This window comes from Acidovorax sp. NO-1 (assembly GCF_000238595.1).
Lineage (GTDB): Bacteria > Pseudomonadota > Gammaproteobacteria > Burkholderiales > Burkholderiaceae_C > Acidovorax.
This window is the reverse complement of the sequence record NZ_AGTS01000078.1, coordinates 61,342-77,114: the sequence shown is the minus strand read 5'-3', so window position 1 is coordinate 77,114 and position 15,773 is coordinate 61,342. Positions and strand designations below refer to the sequence as shown.

General features: G+C 65.9%; 12 protein-coding genes. 5 read left to right on the top strand and 7 right to left on the bottom strand.

Features of this window, described 5'->3' with window-relative positions; genetic code table 11:
- Positions 1–42: 42 nt before the first annotated feature.
- Both puuE and KYG_RS11245 read right to left on the bottom strand, forming a co-directional pair.
- Positions 43–1,017, bottom strand: coding sequence for an allantoinase PuuE (puuE, locus tag KYG_RS11250; RefSeq protein ID WP_008905023.1), 975 nt, complete (start codon positions 1,015–1,017; stop codon positions 43–45).
- A gap of 13 nt (positions 1,018–1,030) precedes the next feature.
- Positions 1,031–1,699: a GntR family transcriptional regulator gene (locus KYG_RS11245; RefSeq protein ID WP_008905022.1), complete on the bottom strand. Its 669-nt coding sequence runs from the start codon at positions 1,697–1,699 to the stop codon at positions 1,031–1,033.
- Between the two features lie 109 nt (positions 1,700–1,808).
- On the opposite strand from KYG_RS11245, the gene uraH reads away from it, so the two are divergent.
- Positions 1,809–2,159 carry a hydroxyisourate hydrolase gene (gene uraH, locus KYG_RS11240; RefSeq protein ID WP_008905021.1) on the top strand — a complete coding sequence of 117 codons (351 nt, stop codon included), beginning with the start codon at positions 1,809–1,811 and terminating at the stop codon, positions 2,157–2,159.
- Positions 2,160–2,265: 106 nt separating this feature from the next.
- On the opposite strand, the gene KYG_RS11235 is transcribed toward uraH, so the two are convergent.
- Positions 2,266–2,748, bottom strand: coding sequence for a hypothetical protein (locus KYG_RS11235; RefSeq protein WP_008905020.1), 483 nt, complete (start codon positions 2,746–2,748; stop codon positions 2,266–2,268).
- A gap of 147 nt (positions 2,749–2,895) precedes the next feature.
- On the opposite strand from KYG_RS11235, the gene xdhC reads away from it, so the two are divergent.
- Together xdhC and KYG_RS11225 are read left to right on the top strand one after the other, a co-directional pair.
- Positions 2,896–3,720 (top strand): xanthine dehydrogenase accessory protein XdhC, encoded by an 825-nt coding sequence (gene xdhC, locus KYG_RS11230; RefSeq protein WP_034694218.1) that lies wholly within the window; start codon positions 2,896–2,898, stop codon positions 3,718–3,720.
- 194 nt (positions 3,721–3,914) lie between these two features.
- Complete coding sequence (locus KYG_RS11225; RefSeq protein ID WP_008905018.1) at positions 3,915–5,153, top strand: urate hydroxylase PuuD; 1,239 nt, start codon at positions 3,915–3,917, stop codon at positions 5,151–5,153.
- A 32-nt stretch (positions 5,154–5,185) separates the two neighbouring features.
- On the opposite strand, the gene KYG_RS11220 is transcribed toward KYG_RS11225, so the two are convergent.
- Positions 5,186–7,012 carry a phosphodiesterase gene (locus KYG_RS11220; protein ID WP_008905017.1) on the bottom strand — a complete coding sequence of 609 codons (1,827 nt, stop codon included), beginning with the start codon at positions 7,010–7,012 and terminating at the stop codon, positions 5,186–5,188.
- Between the two features lie 262 nt (positions 7,013–7,274).
- Here KYG_RS11220 and KYG_RS11215 point away from each other — a divergent pair, with 262 nt between their 5' ends.
- Both KYG_RS11215 and KYG_RS11210 read left to right on the top strand, forming a co-directional pair.
- Positions 7,275–7,898: a Crp/Fnr family transcriptional regulator gene (locus KYG_RS11215; RefSeq protein ID WP_008905016.1), complete on the top strand. Its 624-nt coding sequence runs from the start codon at positions 7,275–7,277 to the stop codon at positions 7,896–7,898.
- A 220-nt stretch (positions 7,899–8,118) separates the two neighbouring features.
- Entirely contained in the window at positions 8,119–10,221 is a 2,103-nt protein-coding gene (locus KYG_RS11210) for a diguanylate cyclase domain-containing protein (RefSeq protein ID WP_034694216.1), read from the top strand.
- 78 nt (positions 10,222–10,299) lie between these two features.
- Here KYG_RS11210 and KYG_RS11205 read toward each other — a convergent pair whose 3' ends face one another.
- From KYG_RS11205 to ileS, 3 genes are all read right to left on the bottom strand, one after another.
- Positions 10,300–11,952: a Na/Pi cotransporter family protein gene (locus KYG_RS11205; protein WP_008905014.1), complete on the bottom strand. Its 1,653-nt coding sequence runs from the start codon at positions 11,950–11,952 to the stop codon at positions 10,300–10,302.
- 432 nt (positions 11,953–12,384) lie between these two features.
- Complete coding sequence (gene lspA, locus KYG_RS11200) at positions 12,385–12,897, bottom strand: signal peptidase II (RefSeq protein ID WP_008905013.1); 513 nt, start codon at positions 12,895–12,897, stop codon at positions 12,385–12,387.
- Positions 12,898–15,765, bottom strand: coding sequence for an isoleucine--tRNA ligase (gene ileS, locus KYG_RS11195; RefSeq protein ID WP_008905012.1), 2,868 nt, complete (start codon positions 15,763–15,765; stop codon positions 12,898–12,900).
- Positions 15,766–15,773 lie beyond the last annotated feature (8 nt).

The window sequence follows — 15,773 nt, the reverse complement described above, 5'->3', positions numbered from 1 at the left end:
GCTGCTGGCGCAATACAGATAAGCGCTGGAGGCCAATTTGGCTTAAAAAACTGGGGCAGGAAAGTGCTGCTTCCAATGGCGTGCGATGTCGATCCGGCGGGCCACCCACACGTGGCTGTGCTGCCCGATGTGGTCCAGAAACCGCTGCAGCGCCGTGATGCGCCCGGGCCGCCCCAGCAGGCGGCAGTGCATGCCGATGCTCATCATCTTGGGCGCGTTGTCACCAGCCGGGTCGCCTTCGGCATACAGTGCGTCGAAAGTGTCCTTCAGGTACTGAAAGAACGGGTCGGCGTGCGAATAGCCCTGCGGCAGGGCAAAGCGCATGTCGTTGCAGTCCAGCGTGTAGGGCACGATGAGCTGGGGCACCACGCTGCCGTCGGTCTTGCGCACCTTCATCCAGAAGGGCAGGTCGTCGCCGTAGTAGTCGCTGTCGTATGCAAAGCCACCGTAGTCGGCCACCAGGCGGTGGGTGTTGGGGCTGTCGCGGCCGGTGTACCAGCCCAGACCATGCACATGGTCTTGCGAGCTTCCGCGTTCTCCCGTCATGCGCTGGAGGATTTCCATGGCCTCGCGCATGTGGGCGCGCTCCACGTCCTCTGGCACGTTCTGGTAGTGGATCCATTTCAGGCCGTGGCAGGCGATCTCGTGGCCCAGCTCCACGAAGGCGGCCGTGAGCTCGGGGTGGCGCTGCAGCGCGGTGGAGACGCCAAACACCGTCAGCAGCAGTTGGCGCTTTTCAAACTCGCGCAGTATGCGCCACACGCCCGCGCGCGAACCGTATTCGTAGATGCCTTCCATGCTCATGTGCCGCTCGGGGTAGCTGGCGGGGTTGAACATTTCAGATAAAAACTGCTCGCTGCCCGCGTCGCCATGCAGCACGGCGTTCTCCCCGCCTTCCTCGTAATTCAGCACAAACTGCACCGCAATGCGGGCGCCGCCGGGCCACTGCGCGTGGGGCGGGTTCGGGCCGTAGCCGATCAGGTCGCGGGGGTAGGGGGCGGTGGCGTCGTAGGTCATGGTGGTGCTGTGTTCAAGAGGTCAGCGCGGCGGCCAGGTCGCTGGCGGGGCGTTTGCGGTCGAAGGCCAGGCTGGCCTCCACATGTTCAAGATGGCTTTGCATCAGTTGCACGGCGCGCTCTTCATCGCGCGCGGCCAGAGCGGCCACGATGGCGGCGTGCTCCTCGTGCGAATGTTCTGCCGCGCTGGCCGACTGGTACATCAGCGTGATGAGCGCGCAGCGCGAGATCAGGTCGCCCAGCATCTGCGCCAGCACCTCGTTGCCCATCAGCTCGGCCATGCGCACGTGGAAGTCGCCCAGCAGCTCGGTGCGGCTGCTGGCATCCTGGCTGCCCACGGCGGCCTTCTCGGCGGCGACATGGGCGCGGAGGGCGCGCAGCTTGGCGGGCGTCACCTGGCGCACAAAGGCGCGGGTCATTTCGCTTTCCAGCATGCGTCGCACCGCAAACACCTGGCGGGCCTCTTCGGCTGAAGGCGTGGCCACAAACGCGCCGCGTGCGGGCTCCAGCGTGACCAGCCGGTTCTGCGCCAGCTGGAACAGCGCCTGCCGCACCAGCGTGCGCGACACGCCAAAGTGGTCGGCCAGCTTCTGTTCGGCCAGCTTGGTGCCCGGCTGCAGGCGGTGCTCCACGATGGCGCGGGTCAGCGCTTCAACAATCGCGCTGGTGGATGAGGATTCCATGGCGGCATGATAGGGTAGATGGCGAAAAGTGTATACACTTTTGGTCTACACACTGTGGTCTGGCAATCGCCGCCGATTGGACAGCCTCTTACCTTGCAGGAGATTCACCATGGGATTGAGCACCCACGTTCTGGACACCATGAACGGCTGCCCCGCCGCTGGAATGGAGGTGGCCCTGTACTCCACCGATGGCGACAACGCCACCCTCATCAAGCGCCTGGTGTTGAACCACGATGGCCGCACCGATGTGCCGCTGTTTGACAACGCCAGCTTGCGCACCGGCACCTACCGGCTGCGGTTTGATGTGGCAGGGTACTTCAAGGCCCGGGGCGTGCAGCTGCCCGAGCCGAACTTTCTCAACCAGGTGAGCCTGGACTTCGGCATTGCGCACGCCGACCAGCACTATCACGTGCCACTACTGGTTAGCCCCTGGAGCTATTCGACCTACCGCGGGTCATAAGGAGTCCGGCTGCGAAGTGCGGCAAGCGACATGGCGGTGACAGGGGCGCGGCCCAGGCCAAGGATGCCAGGCAAGGGCCGCCCCGCAGCGCCTCAGGGGGAAGTCCCTACAGCTGACCTTCGGTCAACGTGTCGAGCTGGAAGTTGCCGCTCTTGTCCCAGAGCCAGGTGTCGGTGTACGTGACCTTGCCCATGCGCGTGGGCGCCGGGAAGGGGCCCGCAGCGCGCACGGTGCGTTCGATTTCGGCGATCACCTCGGGGGCGTGTTTGGGCGCCCGCATCCAGTGCAGCCGGGTGACCTTGCCCGTGCGGTCGATATCGACCTCCAGCACGCCGATGGCATACAGCAGCGGTGGCAGCTTGCCTTTGAAAATGCGGTTCTTGTTCAGTCCATACAGGTGGGTGGCGGCGTCCTGGCGGTAGGCGCGGGGCGTGCTGGCCGCGGATGCACGGGCCGAACCCGCGCTGCCGGGCACGGGGCCTTTGACGCCCGTGGACGGGTCGGTGCTGGGCGCGCGGCTGTCCTGCACGGGGGCAGGGGGCTCGGGCGCCGATTTGCAGGCGGCCACCAGTGCCGCCACCGAGGCCATGAGCCCGGCAAGCAGCCAGTGGCGGCTGCGGGTACTGGAAGGGCGTTCGGGGGCTGGAGACGGCATGATGGTGGATGGGTAAAACTGGCTGGGCGAGGCGCCGGTCTGAAGGCGCCACGCGGTGGTGTCAGCGATAAAGGATCTGGATTGACTGATTTGCGATTGTTGATGGAGGCCCTGGCGGGCGCCAACGCTTGCCTCGTGCGGGTGGAGTCTACCGAAGGCTCGGCCCCGCGTGAAGCAGGCGCGTGGATGGCCGTGCTGGCCGATCGCACCGTGGGCACCATTGGCGGTGGCCATCTGGAGCTGCAGGCCATGGCCGAAGCGCGCCGCCAGCTGGCCGGTGTGCCCGGTCCCGCGCGGCAGCGCCATGCGCTGGGCCCGGCGCTGGGGCAGTGCTGCGGGGGCGTGGTGTACCTGACATTTGAGCTGCTGACCGCGGCCGACCTGGCCCCCGCCGCCGGCCTGGCCGCGCGCCTGGCGCCCCGCCAGCACCCGGTGGCGCTGTTCGGCGGCGGCCATGTGGGCCACGCGCTGGCACGGGTGCTGGCGCCGCTGCCCTTTGCGCTGACCTGGATCGACAGCCGCGATGGCATCTTCCCCACCCCGGCGCCCGAGGGCGTGGTGTGCGAGCACTCCGAGCCCGTGCAGTTGGCCGTGCCGAGCCTGGCCCCGGGCAGCCGCGTGCTGATCATGAGCTTCAGCCACGCCGAAGACCTGGACGTGGTCGCCGCCTGCCTGCGCCGCCAGCGCGAGCAGGGTGACCTGCCGTTCATCGGCCTCATTGGCAGCAAAACCAAGTGGGCTACATTCCGCAATCGCCTGCACGGCCGTGGCTTTGCGCAAGACGAACTCGCGCAGGTCACCTGCCCCATTGGCATCCCCGGCATTGAGGGCAAGGAGCCCGAGGTGATCGCCGTGGCGGTGGCGGCGCAGCTGCTGCAGACCTTGAAGGGGTCAGGCCGAGGGTAATTCCGGGCCAGCAATCCCACAGCCGGGGCTGGAATCTGGAACAAATCCTGCATACACTTTTCACCGATTCATGGGTCGCAGCGGTGCCCCGGCCAACACTCCGTGTTTGGCCAAGGTGCGCGACCAAAATTTCTGCTCAGAGCGCCCGCAGTGGTGAGCAGGTTTGCAGCGCCCCGCGCTGCCAAGGTTGAGATATGGAAAGCTACTTTCTCGACTGGGCCAACCTGCTGTTGCGCTGGGTCCACGTCATCACCGCCATCGCCTGGATCGGCTCGTCGTTTTACTTCGTCTTTCTGGATAGCAGCCTCACGCCGCCAGAGGACGAAGACCTGAAAAAACAGGGCGTCAGCGGCGAGCTCTGGGCCGTGCACGGCGGCGGGTTCTACCACCCCGTCAAGTTCGCCGTGTCGCCACCGCAGTTGCCCAAACACCTGCACTGGTTCTTCTGGGAAAGTTACAGCACCTGGATCAGCGGCTTTGCGCTGTTCACCGTGTCGTACCTGTACAGCGCCAGCACCTACCTCATCGACAAGTCGAAAATGGACTGGGCACCAGCCACCGCCATCGTGGTGGCGCTCGCGTTCTTCGTCGTGTTCTGGCTGCTGTACGACGCCATCTGCCGCATCTTCGGCCAAAAGAAGAACGGCGATGCCATCGTCGGCGCGCTGGTGTTCGTGCTGGTGTGCGTGGCCTCATGGCTGGCCTGCCACTGGTTTGCAGGCCGTGCAGCCTTCTTGCTGGTGGGCGCCATGATCGCCACCGCCATGAGCGCCAACGTGTTCTTCTGGATCATCCCCGGCCAGCGCACCGTGGTGGCGCAGATCAAGGCCGGCCAGCCCGTGGACCCCATCCACGGCAAACGCGGCAAACAGCGCAGCGTGCACAACACCTACTTCACGCTGCCCGTGCTGTTTGCCATGCTCAGCAACCACTACAGCTTTACCTGGAGCCACCCGCAAAACTGGCTGGTGCTCATCCTCATGATGTTTGCCGGCGCCGCCATCCGCCAGTTCTTTGTGATGCGCCACGGCTACAAGCTGGGCCGCAATGGCAACCCGCTGCCCTATGCGCTGGTGGGCGTGGCTGTCATCGTCGGCGCCATCGTGTGGATGCGGCCAGTACCACCAGCCAATGCGAATGCTACTGTTTCAGGAGCTGCTGACGCAGGTGGGGTAAGCGCTGGTGGCCAAAATGACTATAAATCAGTGCAAGCGGTGCTGGAGCAGCGCTGCTACCTGTGCCACGGCGAGGCGGTGCAGATGAAGAACCTGCGGCTCGACTCGCCGGAGCTGGTCAAGCAACACGCCCAGGCCATCTACCAGCAGGTGGTGGTGCAAAAGCTGATGCCGATGAACAATTCCACGCAGATCACTGATGCGGAGCGGGCGCTGATCGGGCGCTGGTTTGAGGCGGGGGCGCCCACAGCCCCGTGACGGGGTGCGCAGACTCAGGCGGCCAACACATCCTACAGCGCCCGCGTCGCCGCCAACGCCCCCAGGCTCGACTCCGTAAACCCGCCGTGCAGCACCACGCCAGCGGCCGCCTGCTTGGCCTCATGCTTGGCCACTGCCGCCAGGTTGGCCACTTCCTCGGCGTGCCGAAAACGCCCCGGCATGACGCGCACCGCACCGATAGCCAGCGTGGTGCACGGGAAGAACCGCTGCACGCCGTGCCGGTCTTCGGCCTGGATGCCGCCCGCCAGCCGCGCGGGTTCGTCGAACAGCGCGATAGCCTCGCGCGCAAACTCATCCACGATGTTCTTGCAGCGCTGCAGCCAGTTGCTGCTCTGAAAGATCAGCATGAAGTCGTCCCCGCCCACATGGCCCACAAAGTCGCGCCGCGCGTCGCAGTGGGTGGTGGCCAGGCGGGCGACGAGGCGGATCATCTGGTCGCCGCGCCAGTAGCCGTAATGGTCGTTGAAGGGCTTGAAGTTGTTCAGGTCGGCGTAGCACGCGACAAACTCGGTGCCGCTCTCCAGCAGGCGCTGCATGTGCAGGCTGATGGGGATGTTGCCGGGCAAAAACGTCAGCGGGTTGGCGTGGCGTGCCGCCTCGATGCGGGTTTCGGTCACGGCGCGCACGAGCTGGTCGCCCGTGCCCAGGCCCAGGTAGCGGCCGTTGTCGGTGACGATGTAGCCGTCATTCAGGTAGCGCTGGTCCTGCGAGGTGAGGATGCCCACCAGCTGGTCCACATCACAGTCGAGCTCCACCACGCGGGGCGCTGTGTTGGCGAACGCCAGGCAGGGTTTGCGGCCGTGCACCTCGCGGAAGTACAGCGTGGCGTAGTGGTTCATGAACTGCTGGCGGTTGATGAGTGCCACGGGGCGGGAGCCCTCCACTACCGGCAGGGCGTGCAGGTCCGGGTGTTTGTGGAACAAGGTCGCCACGGCGTCGTTGCTGGTGCCCGGCGACGCAAAGGGCGCCTGCACCACCATCAGGCTGCGCAGGATGCCGGGGCGCGCCGTTTGCCCCAGGTGCGGCAATACGGCCACGCGGCGGTCCTGCATCACTTCTTGCGCCAGCCGCTCCACACTGTCCCGTGGCAGGGCGGCGGGGCGGCCCAGAAGCCAGCCCTGGCCGTAGGGGATGTCCAGGTCCCGCAGCGCACGCAGGTCGTCCTGCGTCTCGATGCCTTCGGCAATGAGCTGGGTGCCAAATACCTGGGCAATGCCCTTGATGGCCTGCAACATCTGCAGATTGGCGGGGTGGTTGCTGATGTCGTGGACGAAGTACTTGTCGATCTTCACGAAGTCGGGTTTCACCTCGGACCACAGCCGCAGGCTGGAGCGGCCGTCGCCAAAGTCGTCCAGTGCCAGCCGTGCGCCGCAGGCGTGCACGGCCTTGATGGCTTCGCGCAGTTCGGGCATGTCGGTGACGCGATCGTGCTCGGTGATCTCCAGCACGAGCATGCGGGCATGCATGCCAAAGCTGCGTATGGCCTCGCCCAGCATCCGTGGCCCGATCAGGGCCACGCCATGCACCAGCGCGTCGGCGCTGATGTTCACAAACAGCCGCCCCTGCGCCTGCTGTGCGCCCCACTGCTGCAGGGCTGTGAAAACGCACAGCAACTCGAAGTCTTGCAGGATGTGCTCGCGCCGGGCCACCTCCAGCAAGGCGTCGGGTGTGTGCAAAGGCGTGCCCTGGGGGCCCCGGATCAATGCTTCGTGGGCGTAGATGCTGCCTTCGCGCAGGTCGGCCAGGGGCTGGAACACGCAGTGCAGCCCGCCCTCGCGCATAAGGCGTGCCAGAGCGCCGGTGCCCTGGCGCGCCGCCGGTGACAGCAAGGACATCATCGCCGCCTGTCGGCTCCCAAGGGTGTTGTACGTCACGGTGGATCGGAGGTCTCTGAGCAAGGGGGCAACGATATCGGCCGGGTGTGACACGGTTGTTACACGTTGTTTCCGTGATTCGATGTGCAGCGTGGGGCATCCCGTGGCGGCGTGATCGAGCCGTTTGTGCTTTGGCTCAACCCCGGCGCAGCGCGAGGGCTGCCGCGAGGGTTCGGTTTGATCTTGCTCAATGCCTGGGGGGGCTCGGCGCGGCACAGTCCGTTCCATGCTGCCCTCTAACTACTTCTCACTGCCCGCCGAAACCGAGTTGATTGCCGCCGGCGAAGTGCTGCGCAGGCGCAACGAGGTGCTGACGTCTGTGCTGCACCTTGAAAGTGGCCGCGTGCTGCGCGGCGTGCTCGACGATGGCTACCTGCGCCACCAGCTGGGGGCCGTCGAAGGCCCGTTCTGGCTGGATGCCGCGTCGGCCCTTATGGGCATGCCGCTGCCGGTGGACATGGTGGCCGACACCCGTGTCCAGGTGCGGCGCCTGCCTATCGAGGAGTTTCGCCGCAGTCTGGCGGAAATGCCCGAGGGTGCGCGGGGGCTGCTGCTCGACATGGCGCAAGGCTACCGCCAGCAGTCGGAGCTGGCCGTGAGCCGGCTGGCGCAGGATGCCGAGTCGCGCTGCGCCCAGTGGCTGCTGAACCACGCCCAGCCGGACCACAGCGGCGCCATGCAGGTCACGCTGCACCAGCGCAAGCGCCTGATTGCCGCCCAGCTCGGGATTGCGCCAGAAACTTTCTCGCGCGTGCTGCGCCACCTGCGGGAGCTGGGCCTTATCCACGGCACGGGGAACGTGCTGAACCTGCCGCAACCCCGGGCGTTGCAGTCGATGGCCGGCTGCTGAGGCGTTCAGAAGGTGTAGGTGAATCCGCCCCACTCGGGCAGGGCGGGTGGGTTCACACCTTCCCGGGCCTCAGGGTTTTTCCTTGGGGTTGACTGAGGGTTCCACCCAAGCCCGGGCAGGGGGGGGCTGCGTATATTTGTTGGGACCAGTCCGGTTTGACCTGTCCCATGCCCATCGCCTACTTCCTGCGCCTGCCGGGCGCTCCTGTTGCGGAGTGTCCATGACGCTCCCGCCCCCACCCGCGCCCAATCAGGAAGCGCAGGGCTGGTGGATGCCGGGCCCCCTGGTGTTGCGTCTCGTACTGGTGGCCGTGCTGGCGGTGGGGCTTTCGGGGGCGGTGTCGGCCTGGCTGGTCACGCGGGCCTCCGGGCAAGAGGCCATGCGCCGGGTGGTAAGCCAGCAGACCGACGAGGTGGAGGTGGTGGCCCGCCTGTTGGCCAGCAAGATCGAGCAGAGCCAGAAGGTGCTGCGCACCGTGGCCGCCGGTATCACACCGGGCATGCTGGAATCCCCCTCGGCTCTGGAATGGCTGCTGCAGCAGGGCCTGCCGGCAGTTCAGTTCTTTGATGCGATACAGGTGGCCCGTGACAATGGCGAGCTGCGCCTGAACCTGCGGGCCGGGCGGCTGGACAAGGCCTCCAATCTGGACCCGGCCGAACGCGATGCGCTGCGCCGAACCCTGGTGGACGGAAAACCGCTGGTTTCCGAGCTGATTGCGGGCCGCACCAGCGACGCGCGCGTGATGTTCACCATGCCGCTGCACCGTGAAGACGGTACCGTGCTGGGCGTGGTGGCCGGTGCATTGCGCCTGCAGTCGCAGGGCCTGCTGCCGCCCTCCATGACGCTGCCCACGCGTGAGGATTCGCGGCTCATTGTCTTCACGCGCGACGGCACCATCCTGGCGCACTCGGACCCTACCCGCATCATGGGCAAGGTGGGCGACGAGGCGGGTCTGGCCCCTGTGTATGAGCGCTGGCATGCACAGGCGCAGCCGATATCCGGACGCGGCACGACCCACATGGAGGCCGAGCACATCGTGAGTCTGGCCGGCATGCCGCTGCCGCAATGGATCGTGGCTCGGGTGAGCCCTGCGCAGGCGCTGCTGGCGCCCCTGGAAGGCGCGCAGCGCGAGGCGTGGTGGATTGCTGCCGCCAGCATGGCGCTGTGCATGTTGCTCGCCGCGGTGGCCATGGGCTGGATGGCTCAGCCCCTGGCCCACCTGGTACACAGCGCGCGAAAAATGCTCCGGCGTGACACGCCTGCCGGTGCTCGGCCGACCATCACTTGGCCTGGCGCCGGCGGAGAGGTGGGCCAATTGGTCAAGGTGTTCAAGGGGCTCGCCCTGCAAGGCAGCCAGGAGCAGTACCAGCGGGAGACGTTGCGCGGGCAGTTCCAGGCCGTGCTGGACAACGCCTCGGTTGGCATCGTGATCTCCCGCAACGGGGTGCTGGAGGTGGTGGGGCGCCAGGCCTGCACCATGCTGGGTTACTCGCTGGCCGAGCTGCAGGGCCACCCAGCGCGCATCCTGTACGCCAGTGATGCGGACTACCAGCGCATCGGCGAGCGCGTGCAGGCCGAGTTTGCAGCGCACGGCGTATTTGACGGTGATGTGTGCTTTCTGCGCAAGGACGGCAGCCCGGTCTGGGCCCGTGTCCAGGGCCGTGCGGTGCAGCCCGACGAAATGCAGGGGGGCACGGTGTGGATTCTGGAGGACATCACCGCTGCGCGCGAGGCGCAGGCGCAACAGGCGTGGGAGCATGCCCACGACCCGCTCACCCAGCTCTACAACCGCAATGCCTTTGACGAACGCCTGGGTGCGTTGCTGGCCGAGCGTTCAGGCCGCACGCGCCCGTCCGATGCGGGCGGCGACACGGCAGGTGACGGCGTGGTGCTGTTCCTCGATCTGGATCACTTCACCGTAGTGAACGACATTGCGGGCCACGATGCGGGTGACGATGTCCTGCGGCACGTCGCCCGGCTGCTGGAGTCGCAGGTGCGCCAGATAGGCTGGGCCGCGCGGCTGGGCGGGGATGAGTTTGCCGTGGTGTTGCCCGGCTGCGCCCTGGCCCGCGGGCAGGCGGTGGCCGAGCAGCTGCGCGCCTCGGTGCAGGCCTGGGAGCCGTCGTACCAGGGGCGAAGCTTTACGCTGGGCGTCAGCATCGGGCTTGTGGTGCTGGATGCAAGCTTGCAGGATGTGCCCTCGGTGCTTTACGCCGCCGACATGGCCTGCTACGACGCAAAGCGTGCGGGCCGCAACCGGGTCGAGACCCGGCATGCAGGCCAGGCGAGCGCCTCCGGGAGGATGGCGCTGGGGCCTGCTTGAGGGACCGCCGCCGGGCTCAGCCGCAGGCCGCGGGGCAGCGGCAGTCAAAAAGGGCGTTGTATCGGGGCAGCCTGGGCGTCAACCCTTGTCCACCATGGTCTTGAGCCGGCTCGGTGCCAGGGCCCCGGCCGATTCCAGAATGGGGTAGGCCACCGAGCACAGCAGCGAGTTGATGCGCTTGAGTTCGCTGATCAGGTCGATGTGCAGCGAACTGGTCTCGATGCTTTGCACCGTGTTGTCCGACAGGCGTGCCAGGTGGGTGGCCGAATACGCATGCTCCAGGTCGCGAAAGCGGGCTTTTTCCTCCAGCAGCTTTTGCGCATCGCGCACGCTGCCGTTCAGGAACACGCTCATCGCCAGCCGCAGGTTGTCGATCAGGCGGGCATGCAGTTCGTTGATCTCTTCCATGCCTGCCTCGGAGAACTGGCGGCCCTTCTTGATCTTCTTGTCTTCAATGTCGATGAGCACGCGCTCGATGATGTCGCCAATCTGCTCCATGTTGATCGTGAAGCTGATGATGTCGGCCCAGCGGCGGCCTTCGCGCTCGTCCAGCGCCTCGCGCGAGATCTTGGTCATGTAGTACTTGATGGCCGAGTACAGGCCGTCCACTTCATCGTCGAGCTTGCGCAGGTCCTCGGCGAGCTGCAGGTCATCGGTGCGAATCACCTTGTGAAGCCCCCGCAACATCGATTCCACCACGTCCGCCTGGTGCAGCGCCTCGCGCGCGGCGCAGGAAATGGCCAGCGATGGCGTGGCAAGGGCCGAGGGGTCGAGATGCTGGGGCCGGGCGCCTGCCGCCTGAGCCTTCTGTGGCGGCATAAGGCGCTGCACGGCCCGCGCCACAGTGCCGGTCAGGCCGATGCATACGATGCCCACCACCATGTTGAAGGCCAGGTGAAACAGCACCACCAATGTCGCGACATCCGGCACGTGTGGGCGCGCATGCTGGAGCCAAAGGCCGGTGAGGGGCGTCATGATGACGACGCCGATGATCTTGAAGAACAGGTTACCCAGCGGTACCTGGCGCGTCTGCACATCGGCCTTCATCGTGGTCAGTACCGCCAGTACGCCACTGCCCAGGTTGGCCCCCAGCACCAGGCCCAATGCCACATCGGCAGGTATGCCCCCGGAGCCCGCCAGCGCGGCGGTCAGCAGCACGGTGGCCAGGCTCGAATACGACACCACGGCCAGCACCGCGCCGGTGAAGATTTCGAGCAGGAGGTCGCTGGTCAGCGCGCCCAGCAGGGTGCGCACCGTCGGTGACTGGGTGAGTACCGTGGTCGATTCGGTAATGAGGCGCAGCGCCAGCAGCATCAGTCCCAGGCCGATGAGCACGCGTCCCACGCGGCCAATGGCCGTGTCCTTGCGCGAGATGAACAGCACCACCCCGACAAAGATGAACAGCGGCGACAGCCACGACAGGTCCATCGAGAACACCACCGCCATCACGCTGGTGCCCACGTCGGCTCCCAGCATCACGGCCAGCGCGGCGGGCAGGCCCACCAGGCCCTGGCCCACGAAGGAAGACACGATGAGCGCCGTGGCCGTGCTCGACTGCACCACGGCGGTCACCCCGATGCCCGACAGCACGGCCGTGAACCGGTTGCTGACGCTGTGCGCGATCAACTGGCGCAAATTGGCGCCGAAGACACGCAGGATGCCGGTGCGCACCAGGTGGGTGCCCCAGATCAGCAGCGCCACGGCTGCCAGCAGGTTTAAAAGGTGCTTCATGAAAAACCGTGTTCTTTTTCTTGTTGAATGCAAAAAGCATGCGCCGTACCGCTCGTGCACGCAAGCAGCGACGCTAGCGCACGCCCAAGGCGGCAGGTGCTCTTCATTTCTGTGCCCGTGGGCGGAGGCAGGCGGGGCGAGCGGGGGGCGGAGCCGGGCTGCGCGAGATCCGGGGATGAGAGGAGCCTGCGAAAAAAATGCAGCACCCTGACCATTTGTCACAAAACTGACACATAAGCATACTCCTGAATGGGGAGCATCGCAGCGATGACCCTGTGGCGCCCGGCGTCAATGGAGCGGCGGCCCCCTCATGGAAACGGAAAGCTGCCGTGCATCGCCTGCGGCCCGAGAGGAGGAGGGGGGCTTGCGCTGCCACCCCCAAAAGCAACAGCCCGCGTGGGCGGGCTGTTGCAGTGCGACAGTGAGGCGGTTTCAGCGCTCCCGCCGAACACGCAGCAGTTCATCCAGAATCAAACACACCGCGCCTACCGTGATGGCCGAGTCCGCCAGATTGAAGGCTGGAAAGTGCCAGCCATTCGCATGGAAGTCCAGGAAGTCCACCACGTAGCCGTGCATCAGCCGGTCCACCACATTGCCCACGGCGCCGCCCAGGATGCTGGACAGTGAAAAGCAGAACAGCTTTTGACCCGGGTGCGCACGCAGCTGCCACACGATGAAGATGGTGGCCACCACGCCGATGCCGGTGAACAGCCAGCGCTGCCAGCCGCCCGCGTCGGACAGGAAGGAGAACGCGGCCCCGGTGTTGTGGGCGCGCACGATGTTGAAGAAGCTGGTAATGAACGTGGAGTCGCCGAGCCGGTAGTGCTGCAGGATCAGCGTCTTGGTGACCTGGTCTGCGATCAGGATGACGACGGCCCAGGCGAGCCACGGCCACATGCTGGCGCCCGCGCGCGCAAAGGATGAGCTTGAAGAAGTGCGCGCCATTTATGCAAACACCCGCTGTTCTCCGGCGCCGTGCAGGTTGCTGGTGCAACGGCCGCAGATGGTGGGGTGTGCCGCATCCTGATCCACATCGCTGCGGTAGTGCCAGCAACGTTCGCATTTGGTATCAGAACTGGCGCTGACGCTTATCTGTAAAGCGCTACCAGCTACCAATTCAATAGCGGATGTGATGAACACGAACTTCAGGTCGTCCCCCAGGCTGGCCAGCAACGCATGGTCTTCGGGTGCTGCGGCGAGGGTGACGACAGCCTGCAGCGACGAGCCCACCTGGCCGGCGGCTCGCAGGGTCTCGATCTCCTTGTTCACCGCGTCGCGGATCTCGCGCAGGCGGCCCCACTTGGCCAGCAAGCCTTCGTCCGCACCCGCGATGGAGCTGTACGTTTCGAGGAAGATCGAATCCGAGCTGCCAAACACCTTCCACGCCTCTTCGGCCGTGAACGACAGGAACGGCGCCATCCAGCGCAGCATGGCGTGCGTGATGTTGTAGAGCGCGGTCTGGGCACTGCGGCGGGCCAGGCTTTTGGGCGCCGTGGTGTACAGGCGGTCCTTGAGTACGTCGAGGTAAAAGCCGCCCAGGTCTTCCGAGCAGTACAGCTGCAGCTTGGCGACCACGGGGTGGAACTCATACACCTTGTAGTGCGCCAGCACCTCGGCCTGGAACTCGGATGCGCGGGTGAGCGCGTAGCGGTCGATCTCCAGCATCTGGTCAAACGGCACGGCGTCCTTGGCCGGGTCGAAGTCGCTCACGTTGGCCAGCAGGAAGCGCAGTGTGTTGCGGATGCGGCGGTAGGCGTCCACCACGCGCGCCAGGATCTTCTCGTCGCCCGCGATGTCGCCCGAGTAGTCGCTGGCGGCCACCCACAGGCGGATGATCTCGGCGCCCAGCTTCTTGTTGATCTCCTGCGGGTCGATGCCGTTGCCCAGCGACTTGCTCATCTTGCGGCCCTGGCTGTCCACGGTGAAGCCGTGGGTCAACAGGCCGCGATACGGCGCGCGGCCTTCCAGCGCCGATGCCAGCAGCAGCGAGCTGTGGAACCAGCCGCGGTGCTGGTCGTGGCCTTCCAGGTAGAGGTCGGCCTCAGGGCCGGTGTCGTGGTGCACCTCGGGGTGCGTACCGCGCAGCACATGGCTGAAGGTGGAGCCGGAGTCGAACCACACTTCCAGGATGTCGGTGCTCTTGGTGTAGTGGGGCGCGTCAGCCGCACCCAGGATTTCTTCGGTCGTCACGCGGCTCCAGGCCTCGATACCGCCCTTTTCCACGATGTCTGCGGCCTGGTCCATGATTTCCATGGTGCGCGGGTGCAGCTCGCCCGAATCCTTGTGCAGGAAGAACGGGATCGGCACGCCCCAGCTGCGCTGGCGCGAGATACACCAGTCCGGCCGCCCGGCGATCATGTCGTGCAGGCGGGCCTTGCCGTTCTCGGGGTAGAAACTGGTGTGCTCGATGGCATCGAGCGCGATCTGGCGCAGCGTCTTGGCGGGCTTCATGCCTGCTTTAGTGAACACGCCTTCGCCTTCGTCCATGCGCACAAACCACTGGGCGGCCGCGCGGTAGATCACCGGTGTCTTGTGGCGCCAGCAGTGCGGGTAGCTGTGCGTGATGTCCTTGGTGGTCATCAGGCGGCCTGCGTTGCGCAGGGCTTCGATGATCACAGGCACGGCCTTCCAGATGTGCTGGCCGCCGAACAGCGGGAAGTCCGCCGCATAGGTGCCATTGCCTTGCACGGGGTTCAGGATCTCGTCCAGCGCCATGCCATGCGCGCGGCAGGAGTTGAAGTCTTCCAGGCCGTAGGCAGGGGAGGAGTGCACGATACCCGTGCCGTCGTCGGCCGTGGCGTAGTCTGCCAGGTACACGGGCGAAAGGCGCTTGTAACCCTGGGTTCCGTCCTCGCTCTTCACGTCGTACAGCGGGTGTTCAAATTCCAGGCCGCCCAGGTTCTTGCCCAGGGTGGTAGCCAACACGCTGCCCGTAAGGCCGTAACGCTCCAGGCACGAGGCCACCAGCGGCTCTGCCACGAGCAGGATGCGTTCACCCGCGTCCACCAGCGCGTAGCTGATCTCGGGGTTCAGGTTCAGCGCCTGGTTGGCAGGGATGGTCCAGGCAGTGGTGGTCCAGATGACCACAAACGCGTCCTTGGTCAATGCGGGCAGGCCAAAGGCGGCTGCCAGTTTGGCCGGGTCGTGCGACTTGAAGGCCACGTCCAGCGTGGTGCTCTTCTTGTCCTGGTATTCGATCTCAAACTCGGCCAGCGACGAGCCGCAGTCAAAACACCAGTACACGGGCTTGAGGCCCCGGTACACGAAGCCACGCTCCATCACGCGCTTGAAGGCGCGGATTTCGCCCGCCTCGTTGGCGGGGTTCATGGTCTTGTAGGGGTTGTCCCATTCGCCCAGCACGCCCAGGCGTTTGAAGTCCACCATCTGCTGCGCGATCTGCTCGGTGGCGAACGCGCGGCTCTTGGCCTGCATGTCGTCGCGGCTCAGGTTGCGGCCGTGTTTCTTCTCGATGGCGTTCTCGATCGGCAGGCCGTGGCAGTCCCAGCCGGGCACGTACAGCGCGTCAAAGCCTTCCAGCTGGCGCGCCTTGGTGATCATGTCCTTCAGGATCTTGTTGACCGCGTGGCCCATGTGGATCTGGCCATTGGCGTAGGGCGGCCCGTCGTGCAGGATGAACTTGGGCGCACCCCGGCGGGCATCCCGCAGGCGCTTGTAGATGCCCTGGTCTTCCCAGTCCTTCACCCAGCCCGGCTCGCGCTTGGGCAGGTCGCCGCGCATGGGGAAGGGGGTATCGGGCAGGTTCAGGGTGCTGCGGTAATCCGTGGAAGGAGTGCTGGCGTTGTCGTCGGACATGAGGGAGC